This is a genomic window from Sphaerisporangium sp. B11E5, assembly GCF_039871875.1.
GTDB lineage: Bacteria > Actinomycetota > Actinomycetes > Streptosporangiales > Streptosporangiaceae > Sphaerisporangium.
Window position 1 is genome coordinate 28,586 of record NZ_JBDPMD010000053.1, and the last position, 22,847, is coordinate 51,432.

A 22,847-nucleotide genomic window follows, 5' to 3' on the forward strand; every position below is an offset into this window, starting at 1 on the left:
GTCATCGGGGGTGTACGTGGTTTCGACGGCTGTCGACGAAGTCAGCGTCACGGACCTGCCGGTCCGCCGGCTCGGACCAGGGGATCTGCGCGCGTGCCTGATGCTCGCGATCGACCGGCGGTGGTTGCCCGAGGAGGCCAAGTGGCGGCTGCTGTTCGACGTGGGCGAGGTCTACGGCGTGGACGACCCGGCGGGGGGTCTGGCGGGGACGGTGGTGCTGACCCGGTACGGGCCCGATCTCGCGGCCGTCAGCATGGTGCTCGTCGCCACCCGCCACGGCCGCCGGGGGCTCGGGCGGCGGCTGATGCTGCACGTCATCGACAGGGCCGCCGGGGCGACGCTCTTCCTCACCGCCACGCCGTACGGGCGGCCCGTGTACGAGCGGGTGGGTTTCACGACGGTCGGGGAGGTCGTCTCCTACACCGGGCACCTCACCGCGGCGCCGGCTGACGGCGTGCTCGAAGGGCTGCGCCCGGCGCGGGCGGCCGACCTGCCGGGCGTCGTGCGGCTGGACACACGGACCAGCGGCGCGCCGCGCGAGCGCCTGATGGAGCGGCTGCCCCGCTTCGCCTCGCGCACGCGCGTGGTGGAGCGCGGCGGGCAGGTCACCGGCTTCGGCGCCGTGTGGCGCAACGTCGAGAACCACGTGCTCGGCCCGATCCTCGCCGACGGCACGCCCGCGGCCATCGCGCTGATCGCCGAGCTGTCCCGCGGGCTGCACGGGCCCGTGCGGCTGGACCTGGACAGCCGTCACACCGACCTGGCCGCCTGGGCGTCGCGGCGCGGCCTGTCCCCGGCGTTCTCCACCGCGCTCATGGTGCACGGCGGGGCGCTCCCCGGTGACCGCCACCACCTGTTCGCCCCGGTGATGGTCGCCCTCGGCTGACCGCGAGGCCCCGGACGGCTCCGCCGGCCAGCCCCAGCAGCAGGCCGCAGGCGACCAGGGCCGTGCCGGTGAGGTCGGCCGCCGTGGGGCCGCCGAAGCCGAGGACGATGCCGCACAGGATCGTGCCGACCGGCAGGAAGCCGGAGAACAGGCCGGCGCGTTCCGGGCCGAGGCGGGGCAGCGCGTCGTACCAGCAGAAGAACGCGAACGCCGTCACCACCACCGCCTGGTAGGCCAGCGCGACCGCCTCTGACGTGGTCGGTGTCCGCAGCACCCCCGGGCCGTCGGCCACCAGGCCGGCGGCCAGCAGGATCGGCACCGACAGCGCCGTCGTGTACGCCGACACGCGGATCGCGCCGAGCCGGGGGAGCAGCGGCACGGCAAGCAGGGAGAACCCGACCTCGCACGCCAGCGCGCCCGCCGCGAGCAGCACCCCGAGGGCCGAGCCGCCGCCGAGGCCGCTGACCACGGCGGCGCCGCCCGCCACCAGGACGGCGGCCGCCACGATGCGCGGGGACGGCCGCCGCCGGGCGAGCAGCGGGCCGATCAGGGCGAGCAGGATGGGCACGGTCGCGACGACGGTGCCCGTGGTGGTCGGGCCGGCGTACCGGGTCGACTCGATGATGAACACGTTGAACGCCGCCAGCCCCGTGGCGGCCAGCGCCGCGAGGAGCCCCAGCTCCCGCGCGCCGAGCCGCAGGTGGGCCAGGCCCCGGGCCCGCATGAACGCCATCAGCAGTACGGCCGCCCCCGCGTACCGCACCGCCTGGCCCCCGTACACGGGGTACTCGTGCAGCACCAGCGACACCGCCGGCAGCGTGCCCATGAGCAACATCGCCGACGCCGCGCCGAGCGGCCCCCGGAGCGCGCCGGGTCCCACCCGCCGGGCGCCCCCTGTCACCCCCTGCCGGGTCTCGCCCGCCCCCTGGACACGCCGGGGCGCGCTCGCCGTCCCCGAAGTGTTCACCGCCGGCCCCGTCCGTGACCCGCCGTCCGTGCGCCCACCGTCGTCCTCCCTTGTTTCCGCTCGTCACCAGGCATGCTGGCAGCGCCGTCCCGGAGGGAGACAGGTCCAAAGCGGGGGCGGCCGTCAGGTCCAAAGCCTCATCGAACGGCCTCGGCGGGAGACTCGTGACGCGCCGGACGGGCCGAGTCGGCACGATCTTCGGGTGTGGTCTGGTGGAATAGCGTGCTGTGAGTGGTCAGACCTACCGGCTGGTGCGCCGGGGAGCGACGGGGCGTACGTCACCTCCCGTGCTGGACGAGCACCAGCGGGCGGTCGTGGCCCACGAGGGCGGCCCGCTGCTCGTGCTGGCCGGGCCCGGCACCGGCAAGACCACCACGATCGTCGAGAGCGTCGTCGACCGGGTGGAGCGCCGCGGCGGCGACCCCGAGCGTGTGCTCGTGCTCACCTTCAGCCGCAAGGCGGCGCAGGAGTTGCGCGAGCGTATCACCGGCCGCATGCGGCGCACCACGAAAACGCCGCTCGCGCTCACCTTCCACGCCTACGCTTACGCGTTGCTGCGCCGCGAGGCCGTGCTCGCGGGCGAGCAGCCGCCGCGCCTGCTCACCGGGCCCGAGCAACTGCTGGAGATCCGCCGCCTGCTGCACGGCGAGCTGGAGGACGGCGCGCCCGAGTGGCCGTCCCCCATGCGGGAGCCGCTGAAGACCCGCGCGTTCGCCGAGGAGCTGCGTGACCTGCTGGCCCGGGCCGCCGAGCGCGGCCTGGACGGCGACGACCTCACGCTGCTCGGCCGGCGGCACGGCCGCGCCGACTGGGAGGCGGCGGGCCGCTTCGCGAACCGCTACGCCGACCGCTTCGACCTCGACCCCACCCCGACCCTCGACTACGCCGAGCTGATCCGCGCCGCCGCGGCCCTGCTGGCGGGCAGCGAGGTGCAGCGGCGCGAGCGCGCGGCGTACGACGTGGTCTACGTGGACGAGTACCAGGACACCGACCCCGCCCAGGAGGCCCTGCTGCGCCACCTCGCCGGGGACGGGCGCGACCTGATCGCCGTGGGCGACCCCGACCAGTCCATCTACGGCTTCCGCGGCGCCGACGTGCGCGGCATCCTCGACTTCCCCCGCCGCTTCCGCACCGCCGACGGCCGCGAGGCCCCCGTGGTGGCCCTGCGCGTCTGCCGCCGCAGCGGCCCCGACCTCCTCACCGCCTCCCGCCGCGTCGCCGCCCGCCTCCCGGTGCCGCCCATGCCGTCCCTCACCCCCGAGCCGAACGTCCCTGACACCGGCGGCCTGCTCGACTGGGGCGGCCTGGACTGGCTGGACACGCCCGACGCGGACGGTCCCGGGCAGCCGGAAGGCGCCGCCGCCAGCGGGAAGGCCGCCAGGCGTTTCAGCGGCGAGGACCACCGGGGGCTGGTGTCCGTGCCGGACGCCGACCCCGGTGAGGTGCGGGTGCTGCTGGCCGACAGCGAGACCCAGGAGGCCGCCGTCGTCGCGGACACGCTGCGGCGGGCCCACCTGCTCGAGGGGGTGCCCTGGTCGCGCATGGCCGTGCTCGTGCGCTCGGCGGAGCTCCAGGTGCCGATGTTGCGCCGCGCCCTCATCGCCGCGGGCGTGCCGGTCATCGTCAACGGCGACGAGGTGCCGCTGGCGCAGGAGCCCGGCGTCCGGCCGCTGATCACCGTGCTGCGTGTGGCCATCGACCCGTCCGCCCTGGACGTCGCGACCGCCGAGGAGCTGCTCACCGGCCCGATCGGCGCCACCGACACCATCGGGGTGCGCCGCCTGCGCCGCGCGCTGCGCGCCGCCGAGCTGGAGGCCGCGTCCGCCGACGACGGCACGCTGCCGCTGCCGCCCCGCACCGCCGACGAGCTGCTCGTGGCCGCCGTGCGCGACACCCGCGTGCTGGTGCCGGTCGAGCCGCACATCGCCAAGCCGGCCGAGCGGGTCGCCGAGCTGGTCGCCGTGGCCCGCGAGGCCGTGCGCCGGGGCGACTCCCCCGAGGAGGCGCTGTGGGACATCTGGCAGGCGTCCGGGCTGGCCGACAGGTGGACCGACGCCAGCGTCGCGGGCGGCTACCGGGGCGCGCAGGCCGACCGCGACCTCGACGCGGTGGTGACGCTGTTCGACCACGCCGCCCGCTTCGTGGACCGCCTCCCGCACGCCGGCCCCGGCGTCTTCCTGGACGACCTGGCGTCCCAGGAGATCCCCGCGAACACCCTGGCCGCGCACGCCCCGGACGCCGAGGCCGTGCGCATCCTGACCGCCCACCGCTCCAAGGGCCTGGAGTGGGACGTCGTGGTGGTCGCGGGCGTGCAGGAGGGCATCTGGCCCGACCTGCGGCTGCGCGGCTCGCTGCTCGGCATCGACGAGCTCGTCGAGGTGGCGAGGGGCACCGTGCTCGACGCCACCGACGCCGCGTCCGCCGCCCTCGCCTCCAAGCTCCTCGCCGAGGAGCGGCGCCTGTTCTACGTCGCCGCGACCCGGGCCCGCCGCCGCCTGGTCGTCACCGCGGTCGGCGGCGAGGACACCGACGAGCGGCCCTCCCGCTTCCTGTCCGAGCTGCTGCCCGGCGCGACGGAGGAGGCCACCGTGGACGAGCGGGCCCGGTGGCTCAGCATGTCCGCCCTGGTGGCCGAGCTGCGGGCGGCGGTGTGCGACGGCACCCGCCCTGACCGGGTGCGCCGCGCAGCGGCCGGTCACCTGGCGCGCCTGGCCCGGTCGGGTGTGCCGGGGGCGCACCCCGACGAGTGGTACGCCCTCACGCCCCTGTCCGACGACCGGCCGCTGAGCTGGCCTGAGCACATCGTGCGCATCTCGCCGTCGGCGGTGGAGAACTTCAGCAAGTGCGGCCTGCGCTGGCTGCTGGAGAACGCGGTCGGGGCGTCCGGCACCGACGTCTCCCGCAGCCTCGGCAGCGTCATCCACGCTCTCGCCGCGCTCTCCACCACGGGCCGGGCGGCCGACGACCTCGGCAAGCGTCTCGACGAGGTGTGGGACGAGCTGGACTTCGGCGGCGTCTGGTTCAACCGCAAGCAGCGGGTGGTGGCCGAGCAGATGGTGGGCCGGTTCCTCGACTGGCAGGAGGGCAATCCCCGCGAGCTGGTCGGCGTCGAGGAGTCCTTCACCGCCGTGTTGTCGGAGGGCGTGCAGATCCGCGGCCGGGTGGACCGCGTGGAGCGCGACGGTGAGGGCCGCGCCGTCATCATCGACATCAAGACCGGCACCACCAAGCCGTCCGACGCCGACCTCGCCCGCCACCCCCAGCTCGGCGTCTACCAGCTCGCCACCCTCCTCGGCGCCTTCGAGCGGCACGGCCTCACCGAGCCCGGCGGCGCCGCGCTCGTCCAGGTCGGCAAGGCCGCGGGCAAGGAGCCCCGCGAGCAGACCCAGCCGGCGCTGTCCGACGACCCCGAGCCCGGCTGGGCCGAGGAGATGGTGCAGACCGTGGCCACCGGCATGGCCGCGGGCGTGTTCACCGCCCAGGTCAACGACGGCTGCCGCACCTGCGCCGCGAGAGCGAGCTGCCCGGTCAACGACGCTGGGAACCAAGTGTGCTAGGCCTGTTTTCCGCGCGAGCCCGAAAGTCCCTGGTCAGGGGCTATATGTCATCCGGCGCGGTGAGTGATCGGTGGAGGTCGTCGAGGGCGATGTGCGGAAAATGGGGCTAGGCCCGCGGGGAGCCGGTGAGGAGGCGGTCCTCCCGGGGGAGCGGCCCGCGCTGATCGGGGCGGACGAGCTGGCGGAGCTGCTCAAGATCCCGCCGCCCACGCCGGAGCAGGCCGAGGTGATCGAGGCGCCGCTGGAGCCGATGGTCGTGGTCGCGGGTGCCGGGTCGGGCAAGAGCGAGACCATGGCGGGACGTGTGGTGTGGCTCGTCGCCAACGGCTTCGTGCGGCCGGAACGGGTGCTCGGGCTCACGTTCACCCGCAAGGCCGCCGCCGAGCTGGCCGCCCGGGTGCGCAAGCGCCTCACCCAGCTCGCCGAGACCGACCGGGCGCCGGCGGAGCTGCTGGAGGCCGAGCCCAGCGTGTCCACCTACCACGCGTACGCCGCGCGGCTGGTCACCGACCACGCGGTGCGCGAGGCCATGGAGCCGACCATGCGCCTGGTCAGCCCGGCCGTGGCCTGGCAGATGGCTTCCCGCGTCGTCGGCGGCTACGACGGGCCGATGGACCGGGTGGACCTCGCGCCGCCGTCGGTCACGGCGGCCGTGCTGGAGCTGGCGGGGGAGCTGTCCGAGCACCTGCGCACCCCAGGGGACGTGCGCGAGATCGGGCAGTGGCTCGCGCAGCGGTTCGGCGCGCTGACCGGCCGCGTCACGCTCGCGCAGCGCAAGCCCGTGCGCGTGCAGGAGATCCGCGAGCAGTTCCTGCCCCTGGTCGAGGCGTACGAGCGGTACAAGCGCCGGCGCGAGGTCATCGACTACGGCGACCAGATGGCGCTCGCCGCGCGCATCGCCGACCGGCACCCGGAGGTCGGGGCGATCGAGCGGGGCCGGTTCTCCGTCGTGCTGCTCGACGAGTACCAGGACACCAGCCACGCCCAGCTCGTGCTGCTGCGGGCCCTGTTCGGCGGCGGGCACCCGGTGACCGCGGTCGGCGACCCCTGCCAGTCCATCTACGGCTGGCGCGGCGCGTCGTCGGGCAACCTCAGCCGCTTCACCTCCGACTTCGCCCGCGCCACCGGCGAGCCCGCCGCCGTGCGCCGGCTGTCGGTCAGCTTCCGCAACGGCGAGGGCGTGCTGGACGTCGCCGCCCGGGTGCAGGGGCCGCTGCGTGAGCAGGCCCGCGAGGTGCCGGTGCTGGTGCCGGGGGAGAACCGCGCCGGCCGGGGGCGGGTGGTGGCGGCGTTCCACGAGACCGCCGAGGACGAGGCCGAGTGGATCGCCGAGGGCGTCGCCCGCATGCTGGGCCGCGAGACCGCCCCCGACGGCCTGCCGTGGGGCGAGGGCGAACGCGACCGGCTGCGCGACAAGGTGAGGACCGGCGCCTTCGGCGGGGTGACCGCGATCCAGCCGCAGGACGTCGCGATCCTGGCCCGCAGACGCGCCCAGTTCCCCGTGTTGCGGCGGGCGCTGGCGTCGCGGGGGGTCCCGGTCGAGGTGGTGGGGCTCGGCGGGCTGCTCACCGTGCCCGAGGTGGCCGACGTGGTGGCCACGTTGCGTGTGCTGTACGACGCCGGCGCCGGGGACGCGCTGGTGCGGCTGCTCGCCGGGCCGCGGTGGCGTATCGGCCCCGCCGACCTCAAGGCGCTCGGCGACCTCGCCCGCGAGCTGACCGTGGCCGACCGCGAGGGCCCGGCGCCGGAGGACCCGCTGGAGCAGGTCGTCGCCGACATGGCCCAGGAGCGGGGCAGCCTGGTGGACGCCCTGGACGAGCTGCCCGACCGTCCCGAGCTGCTGGAGCGCTTCTCGCCGCTGGCCCGCGCCCGGCTGCCCCGGTACGCGCAGGAACTGCGGCTGCTGCGGTCGCACGCCGGGCAGCCGCTGCCCGACCTGATCACCGAGATCGAGCGCCGCACCGGCCTGGACGTCGAGGTGGCCGCCCGCGGCGGCGGCCCGCTGACCGCCCGCGCCGACCTGGACGCGTTCCTGGACGCGGCGTCGCGCTTCGCCGGTGACGCCGAGGACCCGACGCTCGGCGCGTTCCTCGCCTACCTGGAGGCCGCCGAGACCGAGGAGTTCGGCCTGGAGGCCGGTCGGGTCGGCGAGACCAACAGCGTGAAGCTGATGACCGTGCACGCCTCCAAGGGCCTGGAGTGGCCGGTCGTCGTCATCCCCGGGTTGTCCCAGGTGACCACGCAGCGGGGCGGCCTCGCCAAAGGCAGCGTCTTCCCCGCCACCCCCGTGACCAACTCCCGCTGGACCGAGAACCCCCGCAAGCTGCCCTACCCCCTGCGCGGCGACCACTCCGACCTGCCGCAGCTCGCCGGCCTGGAGAAGGACGACCTCGCCGAGTTCGAGGAGCTCTGCCGGGACCGCGACCTGCTGGAGGAACGCCGCCTGGCGTACGTCGCCGTCACCCGCGCCCACTACCTGCTGATCGCCACCGGCTACCGCTGGGGCACCGCCGCCCGCCCGCTGGAGCCGTCCGACTTCCTCCTGGAGATCAGCGAGACCTGCGGTCAGGTCGCCCACTGGGCCCCCGACCTGGAGGAGGGCACCGTGAACCCCCTCCTGGTGGAACCCGCCTCAGCCGAATGGCCCGCCGAACCCGAGGGGGACCGCTACGAGGCCGTCCGCGCCGGCGCCGACCTCGTGCTGGACGCCGTCAACGGCACCGAGGACCCCCTCCCTCTCGACCAGCCCCCCCTGAAGGACTGGGAACGCGAGCGTGTCCGCGCCTGGGCCCGCGACACCGAGCTCCTCCTGCGCGAACGCGACCAGTCGAACCGTCACGGCCGCGCCGTGGTGGAACTGCCGTCACGCCTGACCGTCTCCTCCCTGGTCACCCTGGCCGCCGACCCCTCCGCCCTGGCCCGCCAGATCCGCCGCCCCCTGCCGCACCGCCCCGCCCCGCTGGCCCGCCGCGGCACCGCCTTCCACCGCTGGCTGGAAAGCCGCTGGCAGCAACAACGCCTGATCGACGACCTCTCCCTGCCCGGCGCCTCCGACGACCTCACCGACGCCGACGCCGAGCTGGCCGAACTTCAGTCCCGCTTCGAGGAAAGCGCGTGGTCCACGCAGCGGCCCGTGGACCTGGAGATCCCCTTCGAAACCATGATCGCCGACCGCCTGGTCCGCGGCCGCATGGACGCCGTCTTCGCCGAAGCCGACGGCTACGTGATAGTCGACTGGAAAACCGGCCACCGCCCCCGCGGTAAAGCCGCCCAAACCGCCTCAATCCAACTGGCCGCCTACCGCCTGGCCTGGTCCCACCTGGCCTCCATCCCCCTCTCCAAGGTGAGCGCGGCCTTCCACTACGTCCGCACCAACGAAACCATCCGCCCCGTGGACCTCCTCGACGCCGAAGCCCTGACCCGCCTCATCGAATCCGTCCCCCTCCTCCCCGACGACCGCTGACCGTCACCCGAGTGAGGGCGATGCCACCCTGGTCTGGGATTTCCCACGCCTGATCCACGCTTGATGGCTTAGCGTGACTGGTCGTGAACAGTGGGTCATGTGCGTACCTTGACGAATCCATGCGCCCAGAAGCCGGGATCTACGTGTTGGCCGCCGTCCTGGTGCCTTCCTCCTCCGCCGGCGCGCACCGGGCGGCGCTCCGCGGCTTGCTGATCGGTAGGCAGCCGCGCTTGCGCTGGCGGGACGAGGGGCCGAAGCGGCGTCTGGAGATCGCGTACGCGCTCGCCGAGTTGTCGCTGGACATGATCGCGGTCGTGGGGGCGGAGATGCCGATGTCCAAACAGAAGCGGGCCCGCCGTAAGTGCATGGAACGGCTCTACTGGCGGCTCGCGCGGCGGAGAGTCCATAGGGTGATCATGGAAAGTCGTGGCGCGGCGGGCAACCGGGAGGACCTGGACATGGTGAACGCCATGCGTGCGCAGCGATTGCTGCCGGCTGAGTTGCATGTGACGTGGGGTGATCCGAGACAGGAACCACTTCTGTGGCTGGCCGACATCGTCGCCGGACGGGACGACCTGCTGGAGATCATGGGGGACGGGCTGGTCGTCGAGCGGCTGAGTTGTGCATGATCGCGGTGTCCGCTGAGAGGGCGAACAGCGCGAAGCCCGGGGTCCTGTCAATTCCGGCAGTAAACCCGGGCTCACTTCCTCTCCCCCTCGCAGGGGGCGGCACTTGCCATCGTACATCGTATTTATCTGGTGACGCAGCGTTTCCTTGTGGCGTGGTTCATCCGGCCGCGTGGGCCCTCAGGGGGGTGGGGTGGAGGCCGGGGCTGAAGGTGGTGAGGAAGTGGTCGCGGAAGGTGTTCATGGGCCACGTCGGGGCGGCCGGGGCGGGGTTGAGGCCGGGGTGCCAGTGCCAGCCGGCCATCTGGTTCGTCACGGCGGGGTCGCGGGCGATGAGGGTGATGGGGACGTCGCGGTCGGCGTTCGCGCCGGTGATGATGCGGGCCGGCTGGTGGTCGCCCAGGAAGATGACGACCAGGTTGTCGTCGCCGTAGGTCTCCACGTACGAGATCAGGGTGTTCAGGGATATTCGGGGCGCGGCGGTACTCGGTGCGGACGCGGTTCGAGTCCTGCCAGACGGTTTCCGGGGAGTCGCCGGTGGCCTTGAAGGTGGAGCCGTCGCCCACCCGGTGCCAGTCGGTGAGGTGGGGGACGGGGGCCCAGGGGGCGTGGCTGGAGACCAGGGGGATCTCGGCCATCACCGGCTTGCGGTCGGGCTTGGCGCGTTCGGTGTGCTGGAAGGTGTTCAGGGTGTACTGGTCGGGCATGGTGCCCCAGTTGAAGCGGGGGCCGCGGTAACCGAGGTTCTGTGACGTGTAGATGTGGTCGTAGCCGAAGAACTCGCCTTCCGGCCAGGCGCGGGTGATGCCGGGCATGACGCCGACGGTGCGCCAGCCGGCCTGCTGGAAGGCCCGGTTCAGGGTGAGGCGGCCGGTCTTGACGAGCGCGTCGTAGCGCTGCTGGCTGTTCACCCACAGGCCGGACAGCAGGGTGCTGTGGGCGAGCCAGCTTCCGCCGCCGGTCGTCGGCGAGGTGAGGAAGGCGCTGCGGGAGGAGAAGCCGGCGGCGTCCAGCCGGCGGGTCCCGGCGGCGAGCACGGCGCCGACGCCGGCGGCGTAGCGGGGGTCGGTGACGGCGGAGCGGCCGTAGCTCTCCACGAAGGCGATCACGACGTCCTTGCCGCGCAGGGCCGTGAGCAACCGGTCGGCGGGGGCGCCGTGGAAGGGGTCGTCGGCGATCTGGCCGGCGAACGTCTTCTGGTCCAGCAGGCTCGCGCGGATCTCGGCCAGACGGCCGCTCGCGAGGGTGGCGACCGGCACGCCGGGCACGATCTGCGCGCCGACCAGCGTGCAGACCAGCCACGTGACGCCGAGGACCGTGACGCCGCCCGTGGCCGCGGCGCCGTGCCGTACGGCCACGCGGGTCAGGCGCACGGTGGAGAGGACCATGGCGGCCACGACCGCGCCGGCGAGCACGGCGGCGCCCACCGCGGCCCCGATCGCGCCCGCGCGGCCCGCCGAGCTGTCCAGGAACTCCACGCCGGCCGCCACGAACCCCCAGTCGTACAGCGGGTCGAACGGCCGGTCCAGCACGGAGAAGAAGCCGATGTCGAAGGCCTTCAGCACGGCCAGCAGCCCGAGGACCACCCCGGCGAGCACCGCCGCGACCCGCCGCGCCCGCGACGGGAGCACCAGCAGGACGGCGACGCCGAGCACCCCCTCCACCGGCACGCGCAGGAACGCCCCCGGCGTGAGCTCGGCGAGCGCGTTCGGCGCGGCGAGGGCGAACATCACCAGGACGAAGGCGAGGACGGTGGTCAGCGTTCTCACGGCTCGCCGGCCGCGGGACCGGGCCGGAGGTCCGCTCGCCGCGCCGTCCACCGCGAGGTCCGGGGACGACGGCCGGCGAAAGCTCGTGAAGAACGTCAAACCAGAAGCCTTCCGTGTGAGGTCGGACGGGGGCCGTCACGCGCGGGACCACGGCGACCCCTCTGGTGTACGGACGGCGGACGCGGCCGGTTCAGGGGTGCCGGACCGGGCCGACGCGGCGCCTCCGCGCCGCAGAGGGGCGCGGAGATTTCCTGAGAAGAATTCTGCTGGGATGTCGAGAGGACCGGGGCCTGCTTCTACCTGTTGGTGAGAAGCGCCTCCCAGGCGCCCGCGGAAAGTCAGGATGCGAACGATGAAGTACATGATGTTGATGCAGTTCGGCGCCGCCAGTCAGCTCCCGCCGATCACCACCTGGACCGAGGACGAGGTGCGGGCGCACATCGCCTTCATGAGTGCCGCCAACCGGAAGCTGGTCGAGGACGGGGAGTTCGTGGACAATCAGGGGCTCGCCGACCCGAGCCAGGCCAAGATCGTCCGTAGTGGGGACGGCGGGGGGCCGGTCGTCACCGACGGGCCGTTCCCCGAGACCAAGGAGTTCCTCGTCGGGTACTGGATCATCGACGTCGAGACGCCGGAACGCGCGGTCGAGATCGCCGCGTACGTCTCGGCGGCCCCGGGCCCGGAGGGCAAGCCCCTGAACATACCGATCGAGCTCCGGCAGATCATGGACCCCGCGCCGCCGCACCAGGCGTGACGCGCTTCATGGAGAGGTGATCCCTGGACGACGCCCGCTTCGACGACCTGCTGCGCCCTCTGGTGCCGCAGGTCGTCGGCGTGCTCACCCGCCGGTCCGGCGACTTCGCCGCCGCCGAGGACGCCGTGCAGGAGGCCCTGCTCGACGCCCTGGGCCAGTGGCCGCGCGACGGCGTGCCGGGCAACCCACGCGGCTGGCTGATCCAGGTGGCCTACCGGCGGATGATCGAGCAGATCCGCCGGGACGAGGCGCGGCGCCTGCGCGAGGAACGGGTGAGCGCCGAGGACCGCCCGGCAGCGCCCGCCGCCGACGAGCCGGACCCCGCGGACCGCGACGACACGCTGATCATGTTGTTCCTGAGCTGTCACCCCGCGCTGACCCCGGCGTCCGCCATCGCCCTCACCCTGCGTTCAGTGGGCGGTCTCACCACCGCCGAGATCGCGCGGGCCTTCCTCGTGCCCGAGCCCACCATGGCGCAGCGCATCAGCCGGGCCAAACAGCGCATCAAGACCTCCGGCGTGCCGTTCGGCATGCCAGGCCCCGGCGAGCGCGCGGAGCGGCTGGCGTCCGTGCTGCACGTGCTCTACCTGATCTTCAACGAGGGGTACGTCGTCAGCGCCGGCCCCGCGCTGCACCGTGTGGAGCTGGCCCGTGAGGCGATCCGGCTGGCCCGCGTGCTGCGCGCCGAGCTCCCCGGCGACCCCGAGGTGGCCGGGCTGCTCGCGCTGATGCTGCTCACCGACGCCCGCCGCCCCGCGCGCACCGCCCGCGACGGCACCCCGGTCCCGCTCGACGAGCAGGACCGTGGCCTGTGGGACTCCGCCGCCATCGCCGAGGGTGTCGCCCTGGTCACCGGCGCCCTCGCCCGCGGCGCCGTCGGGCCTTACCAGCTCCAGGCGGCGATCGCCGCGCTGCACGACGAGGCCCCGGTGGCCGAGGCGACCGACTGGCCGCAGATCCTCGCGCTGTACGGTCTGCTGGAACGCATGTCAGGCAACCCGGTGGTCTCCCTCAACCGCGCCGTGGCCGCCGCGATGGTGCACGGCCCCGCGACGGGCCTCGACATGCTCAAGGCCCTGGAGGCGGAGGGCCGCCTCGTGGGCAACCACCGCTTCCACGCCGCCCGCGCGCACCTGCTGGAGATGGCCGGCGACCGTCAGGCGGCCGTCGCCGGCTACCGCGAGGCGGCGAGCCGTACCACGAGCGTGCGTGAACACGAGTACCTCATCATGCGCGCGGCCCGGCCGGCCCGGAGGACCCCGGAGTAGTCAGTCGTCGCCGGTGCAGGCGTTGTCGCCGGTGGTGTCCTTGATGCGGTCCAGGATGCGGCGCAGATGGGCGAGGTCCTCGGCGTCGAGGCCGCCGAACAGTTCGCTCTCGACGTTGGCGAACGCCACGTCCACCTCGGTCATCGTCTCGGCGCCCTTGGGGGTGATCTCCACGATGTGACGGCGCCGGTCGGCCGGGTCGCGGCGGCGTTCGGCCAGCCCGTCCCGCTCCAGGTCGTTCAGGATCGCCACCAGCACGCTGGGGTCCACGGCCAGGGTCTCGATGAGCGACTGCTGCCCCATGGGCCCCGCGGAGAGGTGCATGAGCGTGATCGCGTGCCGCAGCGGGAGCCCGGTGACCATCAGGGCATCGCGGATGCGGGTGCCGGTCGTCGCGCCGTGCTGTGCCAGCAGCAGCCCGAGCCGATCGGTGGTCCTCGGCTGCTGCGTGGGTCCTGGCGCCATGTCCCATACCATACCAGCCGCCCAATCGCCGACCTAGGTCAATGAACGGTCAGCCTCAATAGTTGACGAGCTTCAACTATATGCTAGCCTCCACGACATGACGGAAACCGGGCATGGGGACGAGGCCCCCGGCGAACACCTGCTGGCCGAGCTGAGATGGATCCACGACATGATCCGCAGAGACCTGCGGTTCGTACGGCAGCTCGCCGAGCAGACGGCCGCCGGCGCGCCGGTGGGGGAAATCGGCGCCGCGGTCCGCTCTCTGCAGACCAACGGCCCGCTGTGGCAGCTCAAGGTCAACTGCCTGCGGTACTGCCACTTCGTCCACCATCACCACAGCCTGGAGAGCAGCACCCTGTTCCCCGCGCTGCGCCGCGCCGACCCGGGCCTGTCCGCGACCGTGGACCGGCTGGAGTCCGACCACCAGAAGGTGGCGGACATCCTCGACCGGATCGAGGCGCTGGCCGTCCACCTCACCGAGGCGGGGGAGTCCGCCGCGACCCGGCGGGACCTCGTGGAGGCGCTCACCGACCTGAGCGACCACCTCCTCGCGCACCTCGACTTCGAGGAGGAGGCCATCGCCCCGACGCTGCGGCGATGGCACCGGTGGCCGTTCTGACAGGCCGTCCGTCGTCACCAATCCGCATGAACACCCAGAACGGGAATCCGATATGAGCAACGCAGCGACCCCGCGCAGGCCCAAGGTGGCAGTGATCGGCGGCGGGTACGGCGGCATCTCCGTCGCCGGCAAGCTCGACGACGTGGCCGACGTCGTGCTGGTCGAGCCCAAGGAGTCCTTCGAGCACAGCATCGCCGCCCTGCGCGCCCTGGTGGACCCGTCGTGGCTCACCAAGGTCTACCTCCCCTACGACAACCTGCTGACCCACGGCCAGGTGATCCGCGACCACGCCGTCGCCGTGGAGAGCGGGCGGGTGGTGCTCGGCTCCGGACAGGAGATCGCGGCCGACCACATCGTGCTGGCCACCGGCTCGCGCTACCCCTTCCCCGGCAAGGCCGGCCTCCTGGAGACCGACGCCGCGCACGAGCTGTACCGCACCTCCCACGAGGCCCTCGCCGCCGCCGAGCGGGTGCTGCTGCTCGGCTCGGGACCGGTCGGCATCGAGCTTGCCGGGGAGATCAAGGAGGTCTGGCCCGACAAGCACATCACCATCGCCGAGCTCGGCGACGACATCCTCCCGGGCCCCTTCATGCCGGAGCTGCGCGTCGCGCTGCGCCGCCACCTCGACGAGATGGGCATCGAGCTGCTGCTCGGCGGCAAGCTGAGCGAGGAGCCCCCGGTGCACCCCGGCATCGCCAAGACCTTCACCCTCGCCACCGCCGACGGCGGCGAGGTCACCGCCGACATCTGGTTCCGCTGCTACGGCGTCCGGCCCGTCACCGGCTACCTGACCGGCGACCTGACGGCGGCCCTCACCCCCGACGGCCGTGTCGAGGTGACCCCGGAGCTGCGCGTCGTGGGCCAGCGCGACGTGTACGCCGTCGGCGACATCGTCGCCCGCAGCCGCCCCATGGCCGCGCACGCCAACCTGCAGGCCGAGGTGGTCGCGGCCAACATCCGCGTCGCCATCACCGGCGAGGGCGAGGAGCAGCCCTACGTGCCGATCCCGCCGGCCATCGCGGTGCCCCTCGGCTCGCGCCGCGGCGCGGGCCAGTTCCCCGGCGTGGAGGGCGTCGTGGACAGCGAGACCGTCGCCGAGGTCAAGGGCCGCGACCTGATGATCGACAAGATCGCCGGCACCCTCGGCGTACCGGCCTGACGACGGCCGTGGCCCGGCTTCCTCACGTCAGGTAGTGGAAGCCGGGCCTCGGGTGCATCAGGAAGTCGTGGTGGGAGATGGTCCAGGCGTACGCGCCGGCCATGCCGAACGCGACGACGTCCCCCGGCCGCACCGTGGTGACGACCCGGCGGGCGAAGACGTCCTTCGGCGTGCAGAGCTGACCCACCACGGTCACCGGCTCGTCGTCGGCGCCCCGGCCGTTCCCGGTGGGCAGCACGGCGAACGGCTGGTCGTGGCCCTTGGCGGCGGGGGTGCGCAGGTGGTGGGTGCCGCCGGTGACCACGGCGAACACCTCGCCGTGCACACGCTTCACGTCCAGCACCCGGGTGAGGTACCAGCCGCAGTACGCGGTGAGCGCCCGGCCGGGCTCCACGCGCAGCGTCTCGCCGGGAGCGCGCAGCGCCGCGAGGCCCTTGCCGTAGGCGTCCCAGTCGAACCGCTCGTCCGGCCGGCGGTACGGCACCGCCATGCCGCCGCCGACGTTGACCTCGCGGGCGCCGTGCCCCCTGTGCTCCCCGTGCGTCCCGTGCTCCCGCGCGAACTCCACCACGGCGCCCGCCAGGCGCAGCAGCTCCGGGGCGTGCAGACCGCTGGCCAGGTGGGCGTGGAAGCCGCGCGGCCGCACGTGCCCCTGCCCGCGCAGGGACGCGAGGCACTCGGCTATGCCGCCGGGGTCCATGCCGAACGGCGTCGCGCCGCCCCCCATGGCCAGCGACGCGCCGTCCACCGGGACGTCCAGGTTGACCCGCAGCAGCACGTCCGCCGGCCGCCCGGCGGCGATCAGGCGGCGCAACTCCCCGGGGCTCTCCACATGCAGGCGGTGCACGGGGACGGCCAGCTCGGCGTCGGTCTTGCCCGGCCCGCCGAACGCCAGCCGCGCCCCGGGCAGCACCTCGCGCACGTGGGCGGCCTCTCCGCCGGAGCTCACCTCGAACCCGTCCACGTGCGGGGCGAGGGTGCGCAGCAGGGCCGGGTCGGGGTTGGCCTTGACCGCGTAGTACACCTCGACGTCCGCCAGCGCCCGCCGGACGTCCGCCGCGTGCGCGTCCAGCGCCGCCAGGTCGTACACGTAGGCAGGCAGGTCACCGGCCAGTTCCTCGGCGCGCTCGCGCACCCGCCCGGGCAGGATCACGCCCCCACCCCCGCGAACGGGCTCGCCACCGGGACGTACACGGCGTCGCGGTCGGCGGAGCGGGCCCACCGCACCGACAGGTTGGCCTTGGCCGGCAGCGGCGCCCCGGCCAGCAGACGGGCCAGCCGCGGCGGCGGGCGCTCCCCGGCGTACCGCGCGAGCCGGGCGTGGGCCACCGCCCACAACTCCCGCAGCAGCCCGGCCGCGGCGGGGCCGTCCCCTGCGGCGGTGCCGGCCACCGTGGCGGCGATCTCGGGCAGATGGTTCACCATGAGGCAGTACACCACGCGGTCCCAGCCGCGCGCGGCGTCGTAGGTGCACGCGGCGGCGACCCGGCCGGGCAACCCGGACAGGTCGTGCCGCCCGGCCACCAGCTTGGTGCCCTCCAGGTCGCGGAACACCGCCCGCGCCGGCATGCCGTCGCCGTCCAGGCCGGCCAGCACGTTCTGCAGGTGCGGTTCGAGCACCACGCCGTGCCGCAGGTACGCCTCGAGCACCGGCGGCGCCACCCGGTCCACGTACGCCGCCCACCAGGCCAGCGGCTCGGCGCGCATGGCCCGCAGCGCCGCCCTCGTCCGTGCCCCGTGCCCGGCGAGCGGCCCCGGCGCCGCGAGCGCCCCGGCGAGCACCGGCGTGACGCCCGGCCCGGCGACCCGCCAGGGGGACGCGCGGACGATCACGCCGAGGCCCTCCAGCAGGCGGGTGCCGAGCGACGCCGAGCGCCACCCCGGCTCGGGCAGCCAGCGGGTGCCGGGGAAACCCAGCGCCAGGGCGGCGAACACCGGCTCGAGGCGGGCGCTCAGCTCGGCGGACGCGACCAGTTCGTACCACGCGTTCTTGCGCACGCAGTTGGTGATGCGCACGTCCAGGCTGAACTTCAGGCACCGGTCGACACCCGGCTCGTACACCGTGCGCACCGAGGACGTCGGCACGGCGGGCGCGCCGGTCTCGCCGAGATCCACCAGGCGGCCGTCCGCCAGTGGGGCGGCCAGGTCCTCCCGCAGCAGGCCGAGCTGCCAGGGGTGGGCGGGCAGCGCGGTGTACCCGGCCGGCGCGGCGCCGAGCCCGTCCAGCGCGGACGCGTCCCCGCCGGACGCCACCAGGTCGTCCCGCACCCCGAGCAGCCGCAACGGGAACCGCGCGTGCGTCTCCGGCGCGTACCGCAGCCACCCCTGCCCGCCGCGCGCCTTCGGCGAGGGATGGAACGGATGCCCGGACACCAGCGCCTGCTCCGACGCCAGCCACTCGTCCTCCGGCGCCGCGGCCCCCGCCCGCCCCCGCACGACCGCCGCCACCGCCGCCCGGCTGCCGAGCACCTGCCCGGCGAACTCGTCGTTGGCGGGCCCGTCCGCCGGGGCGCTCAGCTCCTCCTGCACCAGCCGGACGAGCCGTTCCAGCGTGAGGCGCCGCCACGCGCCGTCCTCACACAGCAGCGGCGGGCCGTCGAAGCGCAGCGCGAGCCCTCCCGACGCGGGCACCCGGATCAGCCGTCCCCCCAGCCGGAGCGTCAGGCGCACCCCCTGCGCCCACACCTGGCCCCGCGGTCCGGCCACCTCCCGCACGCAGCACCGCAACAACGCCCCGAGCGCCGTCTCCTCGGCGACCGCCTCGGCATCCGGTGAGCCGGTGCTCCGCGCCGGCCCGTCGTCCCGTGCGAAGCCGGTGTCCCGCGCGGGGCCGGTCTCCGTGCCCCGCGCCGTGTGGACGGCCGCTCCCGCCGGTGGGTCGATCGCGACGCCGCTCATCGGGCCGCCTCTCCGTTCAGGTGGTGACGCAGGTAGTTGGGGCCGCTCGTGCCGTAGTGCTTGTTGACGTCGGGGGCGACCCGGGCGCGGTCCAGCAGCGTCCCCGCGCCGACCATCGACTTGCCGACCAGCCGGGCCGCGTCCAGGGTGCGGGCCCGCAGCAGCCGGGCCATCGGGTGGTCGCCGTGCTCGGCCAGCGCCTCGGCGAGTGTCTCGGCGACCAGGTCGCCGTGGCCGGCGCCGAACGCCACCGCGGCGGCGGCCAGGTGGAGCGTGATGGTGACGAACACGTCGGCGAGCCGGTGCGGGTCGCCGGCCGTCAGTCGCCGGTCGGCGAACTCCGGCACCGCGAGGCCCGCCCCGGCCAGCCGGTCCGGCGAGCACAACAACCCGTCGTTGTCCTTGACCAGCAGCCGCGGCCCGCCGTCCGGCCCGAACACCAGGGCGAGGTTCTGCTGGTGGGCCTCCAGCGCGACGCCGTACCGCACGAACAGCAGGACGTTCCACCTGAGCAGCACCCGCAGGTAGTCGGCGAGCAGCCCCCGCACGTCCCCGCCCCGGTACCGGGCCGCCACCTCGTCAAGCACCCGGGGCCCGTCGCCGGGGGACGGCGCGAGCAGCGACGCGACCGGCACGATCTCGCCCTCGGGCAGCCGCCGCAGCATCCACGCGAGGTACTCGTGCCCGCCCTCCGCGTACGTCTGCTCGCCTGCCACCAGCACCGGCAGGCCGGGCTCGCGGGCCAGCACCTCGCGCAGCAGCACCTCGGCCCGCGCGCCGTCCGCCAGCGTGCCCGGCTTGATGGACCTGCGGTTGCGCGCCCCGAGCGTGCTGGTGGGCAGCGGCAGCTTGAGATGGGTGCGCGGGCCGACCTCGACCGTCCGCATCGACAGCGTGGGCCGCACGGTGACCGGCGGCGCCACCTCCCTGATCTCCACCCCCGGGACGCGCCGCACCTCGGGCAGCGCCAGCGGGTGCACCGGGAACAGGCCCGGCTCCGGCCACCAGGGCGGCTCCGCGCCGCGTGCGGTGACCCGGTCACGCGGCACGGCCGCCCAGCGCAGCGGGAAGCTCGGCGCGAACTCCGGGGCGTACGCGGTGAGCTGCTCGTCCGTCAGACCCGGCCGGGCCCGCGAGGTGGGGTGCACCGGGTGGTCGAGGAACGCCGCCAGCGTCTCGCGGGCGATGAGCGTGTCCGGCCCCTCGGCCCGCAGGCGGGCCAGCACCCCGTCGCGGCGTTCCTCGTGCAGATCCCGGGCCCGTCCGGCGGCCCTGCACTCCTCGGCGAACGCGGCGGCCCGGTCCGCGCCGTCCGGCCCGGCGATCCCGGCCACCGCGTCGAGCACCTCGGAGAGCGGCGGGGCCGCGCCGGGCGGCACCGCGAAGTCCTGGAACAACCCGCCGGGCCCGAGCCGCACCGGGCGCCCGGAGGGCAGCACGAGCAGCACGCCGTCCTTGGACCGCGTCACCCGGGCGGCCAGCCCGCCGTAGTCCTCACGCAGCAGGGCGTCCAGCACGCGGCCCGCGAGCTCGTTGGCGACGGGCGGCGCGACGGGGGTCACTCCACCACCCACGGGGCGCGGGCACGGAAGGCGTCGATGGCGTGGTCCACCGCGGCCCGGTCCGGCCCGACGGCCCGGACCACGCCGAGGTAGTCGCGGTTGGTGTTGGTCAGCTCCACCTTGTCCCCGGCGGCCCGCAGCGGACGGTGCCGCAGCCGGGCCGCGCCGATCGTCTCCGCCACGTCCCCCGGCGAACGGGTGATCACCCCGCCCCGCGCGGCGACCAGACTCACCGCGGCACCGTGCCCCACGGCCTGCGGCACGGCGGGCACGGGCTCCCCGAGATGCACCCGCAGCACGTACTCGAACAGCGGCACCCCGAGGATCTCGGCGAGCAGGAAGTCACAGGTGTCACCGATCAGCCGGTAGTTGATCTCGACGATCCGCGGCCCCTGCTCGGTACGCACATACTCGACATGACAGGCCCCGAACCCGGCCCCCACCGCCGCGAGGGCCCGCAGCACATGCCCGGCGTCCCCGCCCCGCCGGGTTTCGTCGGCCCGTCTGGTTTCGTCGGCCCGTCTGGTGTCGTCGGCCCGTCTGGTTTCGTCGGCCCGTCTGGTGTCGTCGGCCCGCCCGGTGTCGCCGCCCTGCCCGTGATCCCGGCGGTGCCCGTGGTCCCCGTCGGGCCCGGGGTCCCAGTCGAGTCGCTCCTCCACGAAGTACGGCAGCGGCCCGAGCGTCGTGCGGAACCCCCCGAGCACCCGGATGGCGCGGCCGTCCCCGAGTGTCTCCAGGGTGTGCAGCGGCCCGCGCAGGTACTCCTCGGCGACCAGTGTGGCGCCAGGCCGCCGTTCCCAGATGCCGCCCGTCACCCGCCGCAGCTCCCCGGGCCCGCTCACCAGCACGACGTCCTCGCTGGCCACCCCCTCGCGCGGCTTCACCACCACGGGGTACGGCAGGTCGCCGGGCGGCGGCTCGCCCGGTGTGAGGCGTGCCGTGCGCACCCGCTCCACCCCGGCCGCCGCGAGCGCGCGGCGGGTGAGGTACTTGTTCTTCGCGGTCAGGCAGGCCCGCCAGTCCTTGGCGGGCAGCCCGAAGTAGGCGGCGGCGAGCGCGGTCTCCGGCTGGATGTGGTCGGAGTTCGAGAAGATCGCGTCCGGCGGGTGGTGCCGCGCCACGGTGTCGATCACCGCACGCGCGTCGCGGACGTCCGTCCGCAGCGTCTCCACATCGGTGTACCGCTCCGGCTGGTCGGTGAGGAGAGTGACCTCACACCCGAGCGCCCGCGCCGCGGGCAGGAATCCACCGGTCACCGAGTCGGTCGGGTTGAGCGCCGTGAGGTAGAGCCGCACGCGAGGCACCCCCGGAGATGATTAAGGCAGGTAAGGCTAACCTAACAACCCGATGAATGGTAGCCGCCTCTAGATCGCACCGCTGCCGGACATGCTAATCACAGCAAATGTCCGTGTTGCACGGCGACAGCGGCCCGAGTACCCCCGCACCGCCGGGCGCACTCCCGCCCCCGGGCACCCGGAGGGCGGCGCCGGGCGGCGGCATAAGATGGTCACTCGGGTGGGAGGAGGCACGCGTGGATGACCGGCGGGGTGAGGTGTTGCTGGGGCCGCTGCTCCTGGCGAGAGGCGGTGTCGACCGGTCCTCGAACCACCGGAGCGACGAGGCGTGGCTGAAGTCCGCCTGGGCCGACCCCGCCACCCGCGTGCTGCTCATCGGCGACGGCCACACCTTGGTGCGGCGGCAGAACGGCACCGCCGAGCTGGTCTTCCTGTCCCCGCTCCAGGCCCCGCCCGGCGAGCGTTACCTGCTCGGCGTGGACGCCGACGGCGTCACCTACTTCGCGGTCGCGGTCACCACCCCGCTGCCCACCGGTCTCCCGCTGCCCCAGGGCACCGAGGTCGCCGGGGCCGTCCAGGACGTCCCCGACTGGGCGGACATCGCCGCCGAAGGACTGCGCAAGGCCGGCGCCGCGCTCGGCGACCGGGACGCCGGGCTGCTCGTCAACGCGGTCGCGCTGGAGGCGTGGCACTCCGGCCACGAGCACTGCCCCCGCTGCGGCGCCCGCACCACCGTCGTCGCGGGCGGCCACATGCGGGTCTGCCCCGACGACGGCAGCCAGCACTTCCCCCGGGTGGACCCGGCCGTGATCATGCTGGTGCACGACGGCGCCGACCGCTGCCTGCTGGCCCGCGGCCCTCAGTGGCCGGAAGGACGGTTCTCGGTGCTCGCGGGTTTCGTGGAGCCGGGCGAGTCCCTGGAGCAGGCCGTCGCCCGCGAGGTGCTGGAGGAGGTCGGCGTCACCGTCACGGCCCCCCGTTACCTCGGCAGCCAGCCGTGGCCGTTCCCCCGCAGCCTGATGCTCGGCTTCTTCGCCGAGGCCACCTCCACCGAGCTGGTCCTCGACTCCCAGGAGATCGCGGAAGCCCGCTGGCTCACCCGCACCGAGCTCGGCGCCGCCGTCGAGAACGGCGACATCAGGCTCCCCCCGGGTGTCTCCATCGCCCGCCGCCTCATCGAGACGTGGTACGGCTCCTACCTCTCCGGCGACTGGTGACGCCGGCCGTGCGCGACGAGCCCCGGGGCCGGTGAGACCGGCTCCCAGGGCGTCGGCCGAAGGGGGCGTCACACGCGCGCGAGCCTGGCCTTGAGCTGGATGACCGACGGATTGGTCAGCGCGCTGCCGTCGGGGAGCACGACGGTCGGTACCACCTGGTTGCCGCCGTTGACGCTCATCACGAACCGGGCGGCCTCGTCGTCGGCCTCGATGTCGATCTCGTCGTAGGCGATGCCTTCCCTGGTGAGCTGGCTCTTCAGCCGCTTGCAGGGACCGCACCAGCTCGTGGTGTACACCTTGAGGGCCATGGGGTGACCGTTCCCTTCACGCTGAGCACCGTTG

Annotated in this window: 17 protein-coding genes; 9 read left to right on the forward strand and 8 right to left on the reverse strand. The window is 74.3% G+C overall.

The annotated features are described in order from the left end of the window. Nucleotides 1-16: 16 nt before the first annotated feature. Complete coding sequence (locus tag ABGB17_RS32700; protein WP_347637062.1) at nucleotides 17-886, forward strand: GNAT family N-acetyltransferase; 870 nt, start codon at nucleotides 17-19, stop codon at nucleotides 884-886. Here the strand turns inward: ABGB17_RS32700 and ABGB17_RS32705 are convergent. Next, nucleotides 813-1,853: a DMT family transporter gene (locus tag ABGB17_RS32705; RefSeq protein ID WP_347637064.1), complete on the reverse strand. Its 1,041-nt coding sequence runs from the start codon at nucleotides 1,851-1,853 to the stop codon at nucleotides 813-815. The two genes, ABGB17_RS32700 and ABGB17_RS32705, sit on opposite strands and share 74 nt — an antisense overlap. 227 nt (nucleotides 1,854-2,080) lie before the next feature. Between ABGB17_RS32705 and ABGB17_RS32710 the strand changes: the two genes are divergently transcribed. From ABGB17_RS32710 to ABGB17_RS32720, 3 genes are all read left to right on the forward strand, one after another. Beyond that, entirely contained in the window at nucleotides 2,081-5,410 is a 3,330-nt protein-coding gene (locus tag ABGB17_RS32710) for an ATP-dependent DNA helicase (protein WP_347637066.1), read from the forward strand. Between the two features lie 100 nt (nucleotides 5,411-5,510). Continuing rightward, nucleotides 5,511-8,873 (forward strand): UvrD-helicase domain-containing protein, encoded by a 3,363-nt coding sequence (locus tag ABGB17_RS32715; RefSeq protein ID WP_347637068.1) that lies wholly within the window; start codon nucleotides 5,511-5,513, stop codon nucleotides 8,871-8,873. 83 nt (nucleotides 8,874-8,956) lie between these two features. Beyond that, nucleotides 8,957-9,502, forward strand: a complete 546-nt coding sequence (locus ABGB17_RS32720) for a DUF3800 domain-containing protein (RefSeq protein ID WP_347637070.1) — start codon at nucleotides 8,957-8,959, stop codon at nucleotides 9,500-9,502. A gap of 122 nt (nucleotides 9,503-9,624) precedes the next feature. Here the strand turns inward: ABGB17_RS32720 and ABGB17_RS32725 are convergent, their stop codons facing one another. Then, a complete protein-coding gene (locus ABGB17_RS32725) occupies nucleotides 9,625-11,268 on the reverse strand; it encodes a sulfatase (protein ID WP_347637072.1) in 1,644 nt (547 codons plus the stop codon). Nucleotides 11,269-11,620: 352 nt separating this feature from the next. Between ABGB17_RS32725 and ABGB17_RS32730 the strand changes: the two genes are divergently transcribed. Both ABGB17_RS32730 and ABGB17_RS32735 read left to right on the forward strand, forming a co-directional pair. Beyond that, complete coding sequence (locus ABGB17_RS32730) at nucleotides 11,621-12,022, forward strand: YciI family protein (protein ID WP_347637074.1); 402 nt, start codon at nucleotides 11,621-11,623, stop codon at nucleotides 12,020-12,022. A 23-nt stretch (nucleotides 12,023-12,045) separates the two neighbouring features. After that, complete coding sequence (locus tag ABGB17_RS32735) at nucleotides 12,046-13,290, forward strand: sigma-70 family RNA polymerase sigma factor (protein ID WP_347637107.1); 1,245 nt, start codon at nucleotides 12,046-12,048, stop codon at nucleotides 13,288-13,290. On the opposite strand, the gene ABGB17_RS32740 is transcribed toward ABGB17_RS32735, so the two are convergent. Next, nucleotides 13,291-13,755: a MarR family winged helix-turn-helix transcriptional regulator gene (locus ABGB17_RS32740; RefSeq protein ID WP_347637076.1), complete on the reverse strand. Its 465-nt coding sequence runs from the start codon at nucleotides 13,753-13,755 to the stop codon at nucleotides 13,291-13,293. A gap of 97 nt (nucleotides 13,756-13,852) precedes the next feature. Here ABGB17_RS32740 and ABGB17_RS32745 point away from each other — a divergent pair, with 97 nt between their 5' ends. Continuing rightward, nucleotides 13,853-14,374: a hemerythrin domain-containing protein gene (locus tag ABGB17_RS32745; RefSeq protein ID WP_347637078.1), complete on the forward strand. Its 522-nt coding sequence runs from the start codon at nucleotides 13,853-13,855 to the stop codon at nucleotides 14,372-14,374. Between the two features lie 52 nt (nucleotides 14,375-14,426). Then, nucleotides 14,427-15,533, forward strand: a complete 1,107-nt coding sequence (locus ABGB17_RS32750) for an FAD-dependent oxidoreductase (protein ID WP_347637080.1) — start codon at nucleotides 14,427-14,429, stop codon at nucleotides 15,531-15,533. A gap of 22 nt (nucleotides 15,534-15,555) precedes the next feature. On the opposite strand, the gene ABGB17_RS32755 is transcribed toward ABGB17_RS32750, so the two are convergent. Genes ABGB17_RS32755 through ABGB17_RS32770 form a run of 4 tightly spaced genes read right to left on the reverse strand, consistent with a single transcriptional unit; the run spans nucleotide 15,556 to nucleotide 21,288 of the window. After that, a complete protein-coding gene (locus tag ABGB17_RS32755; protein WP_347637082.1) occupies nucleotides 15,556-16,686 on the reverse strand; it encodes an alanine racemase in 1,131 nt (376 codons plus the stop codon). After that, nucleotides 16,683-18,431 carry an IucA/IucC family protein gene (locus ABGB17_RS32760; RefSeq protein WP_347637084.1) on the reverse strand — a complete coding sequence of 583 codons (1,749 nt, stop codon included), beginning with the start codon at nucleotides 18,429-18,431 and terminating at the stop codon, nucleotides 16,683-16,685. The genes ABGB17_RS32755 and ABGB17_RS32760 overlap by 4 nt, the downstream gene beginning before the upstream one ends. Continuing rightward, entirely contained in the window at nucleotides 18,428-19,993 is a 1,566-nt protein-coding gene (locus ABGB17_RS32765) for an IucA/IucC family protein (protein WP_347637086.1), read from the reverse strand. Before ABGB17_RS32765 ends, ABGB17_RS32760 begins: the two co-directional genes overlap by 4 nt. Beyond that, nucleotides 19,990-21,288 carry a siderophore biosynthesis protein gene (locus ABGB17_RS32770; RefSeq protein ID WP_347637088.1) on the reverse strand — a complete coding sequence of 433 codons (1,299 nt, stop codon included), beginning with the start codon at nucleotides 21,286-21,288 and terminating at the stop codon, nucleotides 19,990-19,992. Before ABGB17_RS32770 ends, ABGB17_RS32765 begins: the two co-directional genes overlap by 4 nt. Before the next feature lie 236 nt (nucleotides 21,289-21,524). On the opposite strand from ABGB17_RS32770, the gene nudC reads away from it, so the two are divergent. Continuing rightward, nucleotides 21,525-22,505, forward strand: a complete 981-nt coding sequence (gene nudC / locus ABGB17_RS32775; protein ID WP_347637090.1) for an NAD(+) diphosphatase — start codon at nucleotides 21,525-21,527, stop codon at nucleotides 22,503-22,505. Between the two features lie 68 nt (nucleotides 22,506-22,573). Here nudC and ABGB17_RS32780 read toward each other — a convergent pair whose 3' ends face one another. Further along, nucleotides 22,574-22,813, reverse strand: coding sequence for a mycoredoxin (locus tag ABGB17_RS32780; RefSeq protein ID WP_347637092.1), 240 nt, complete (start codon nucleotides 22,811-22,813; stop codon nucleotides 22,574-22,576). Nucleotides 22,814-22,847: the final 34 nt, after the last annotated feature.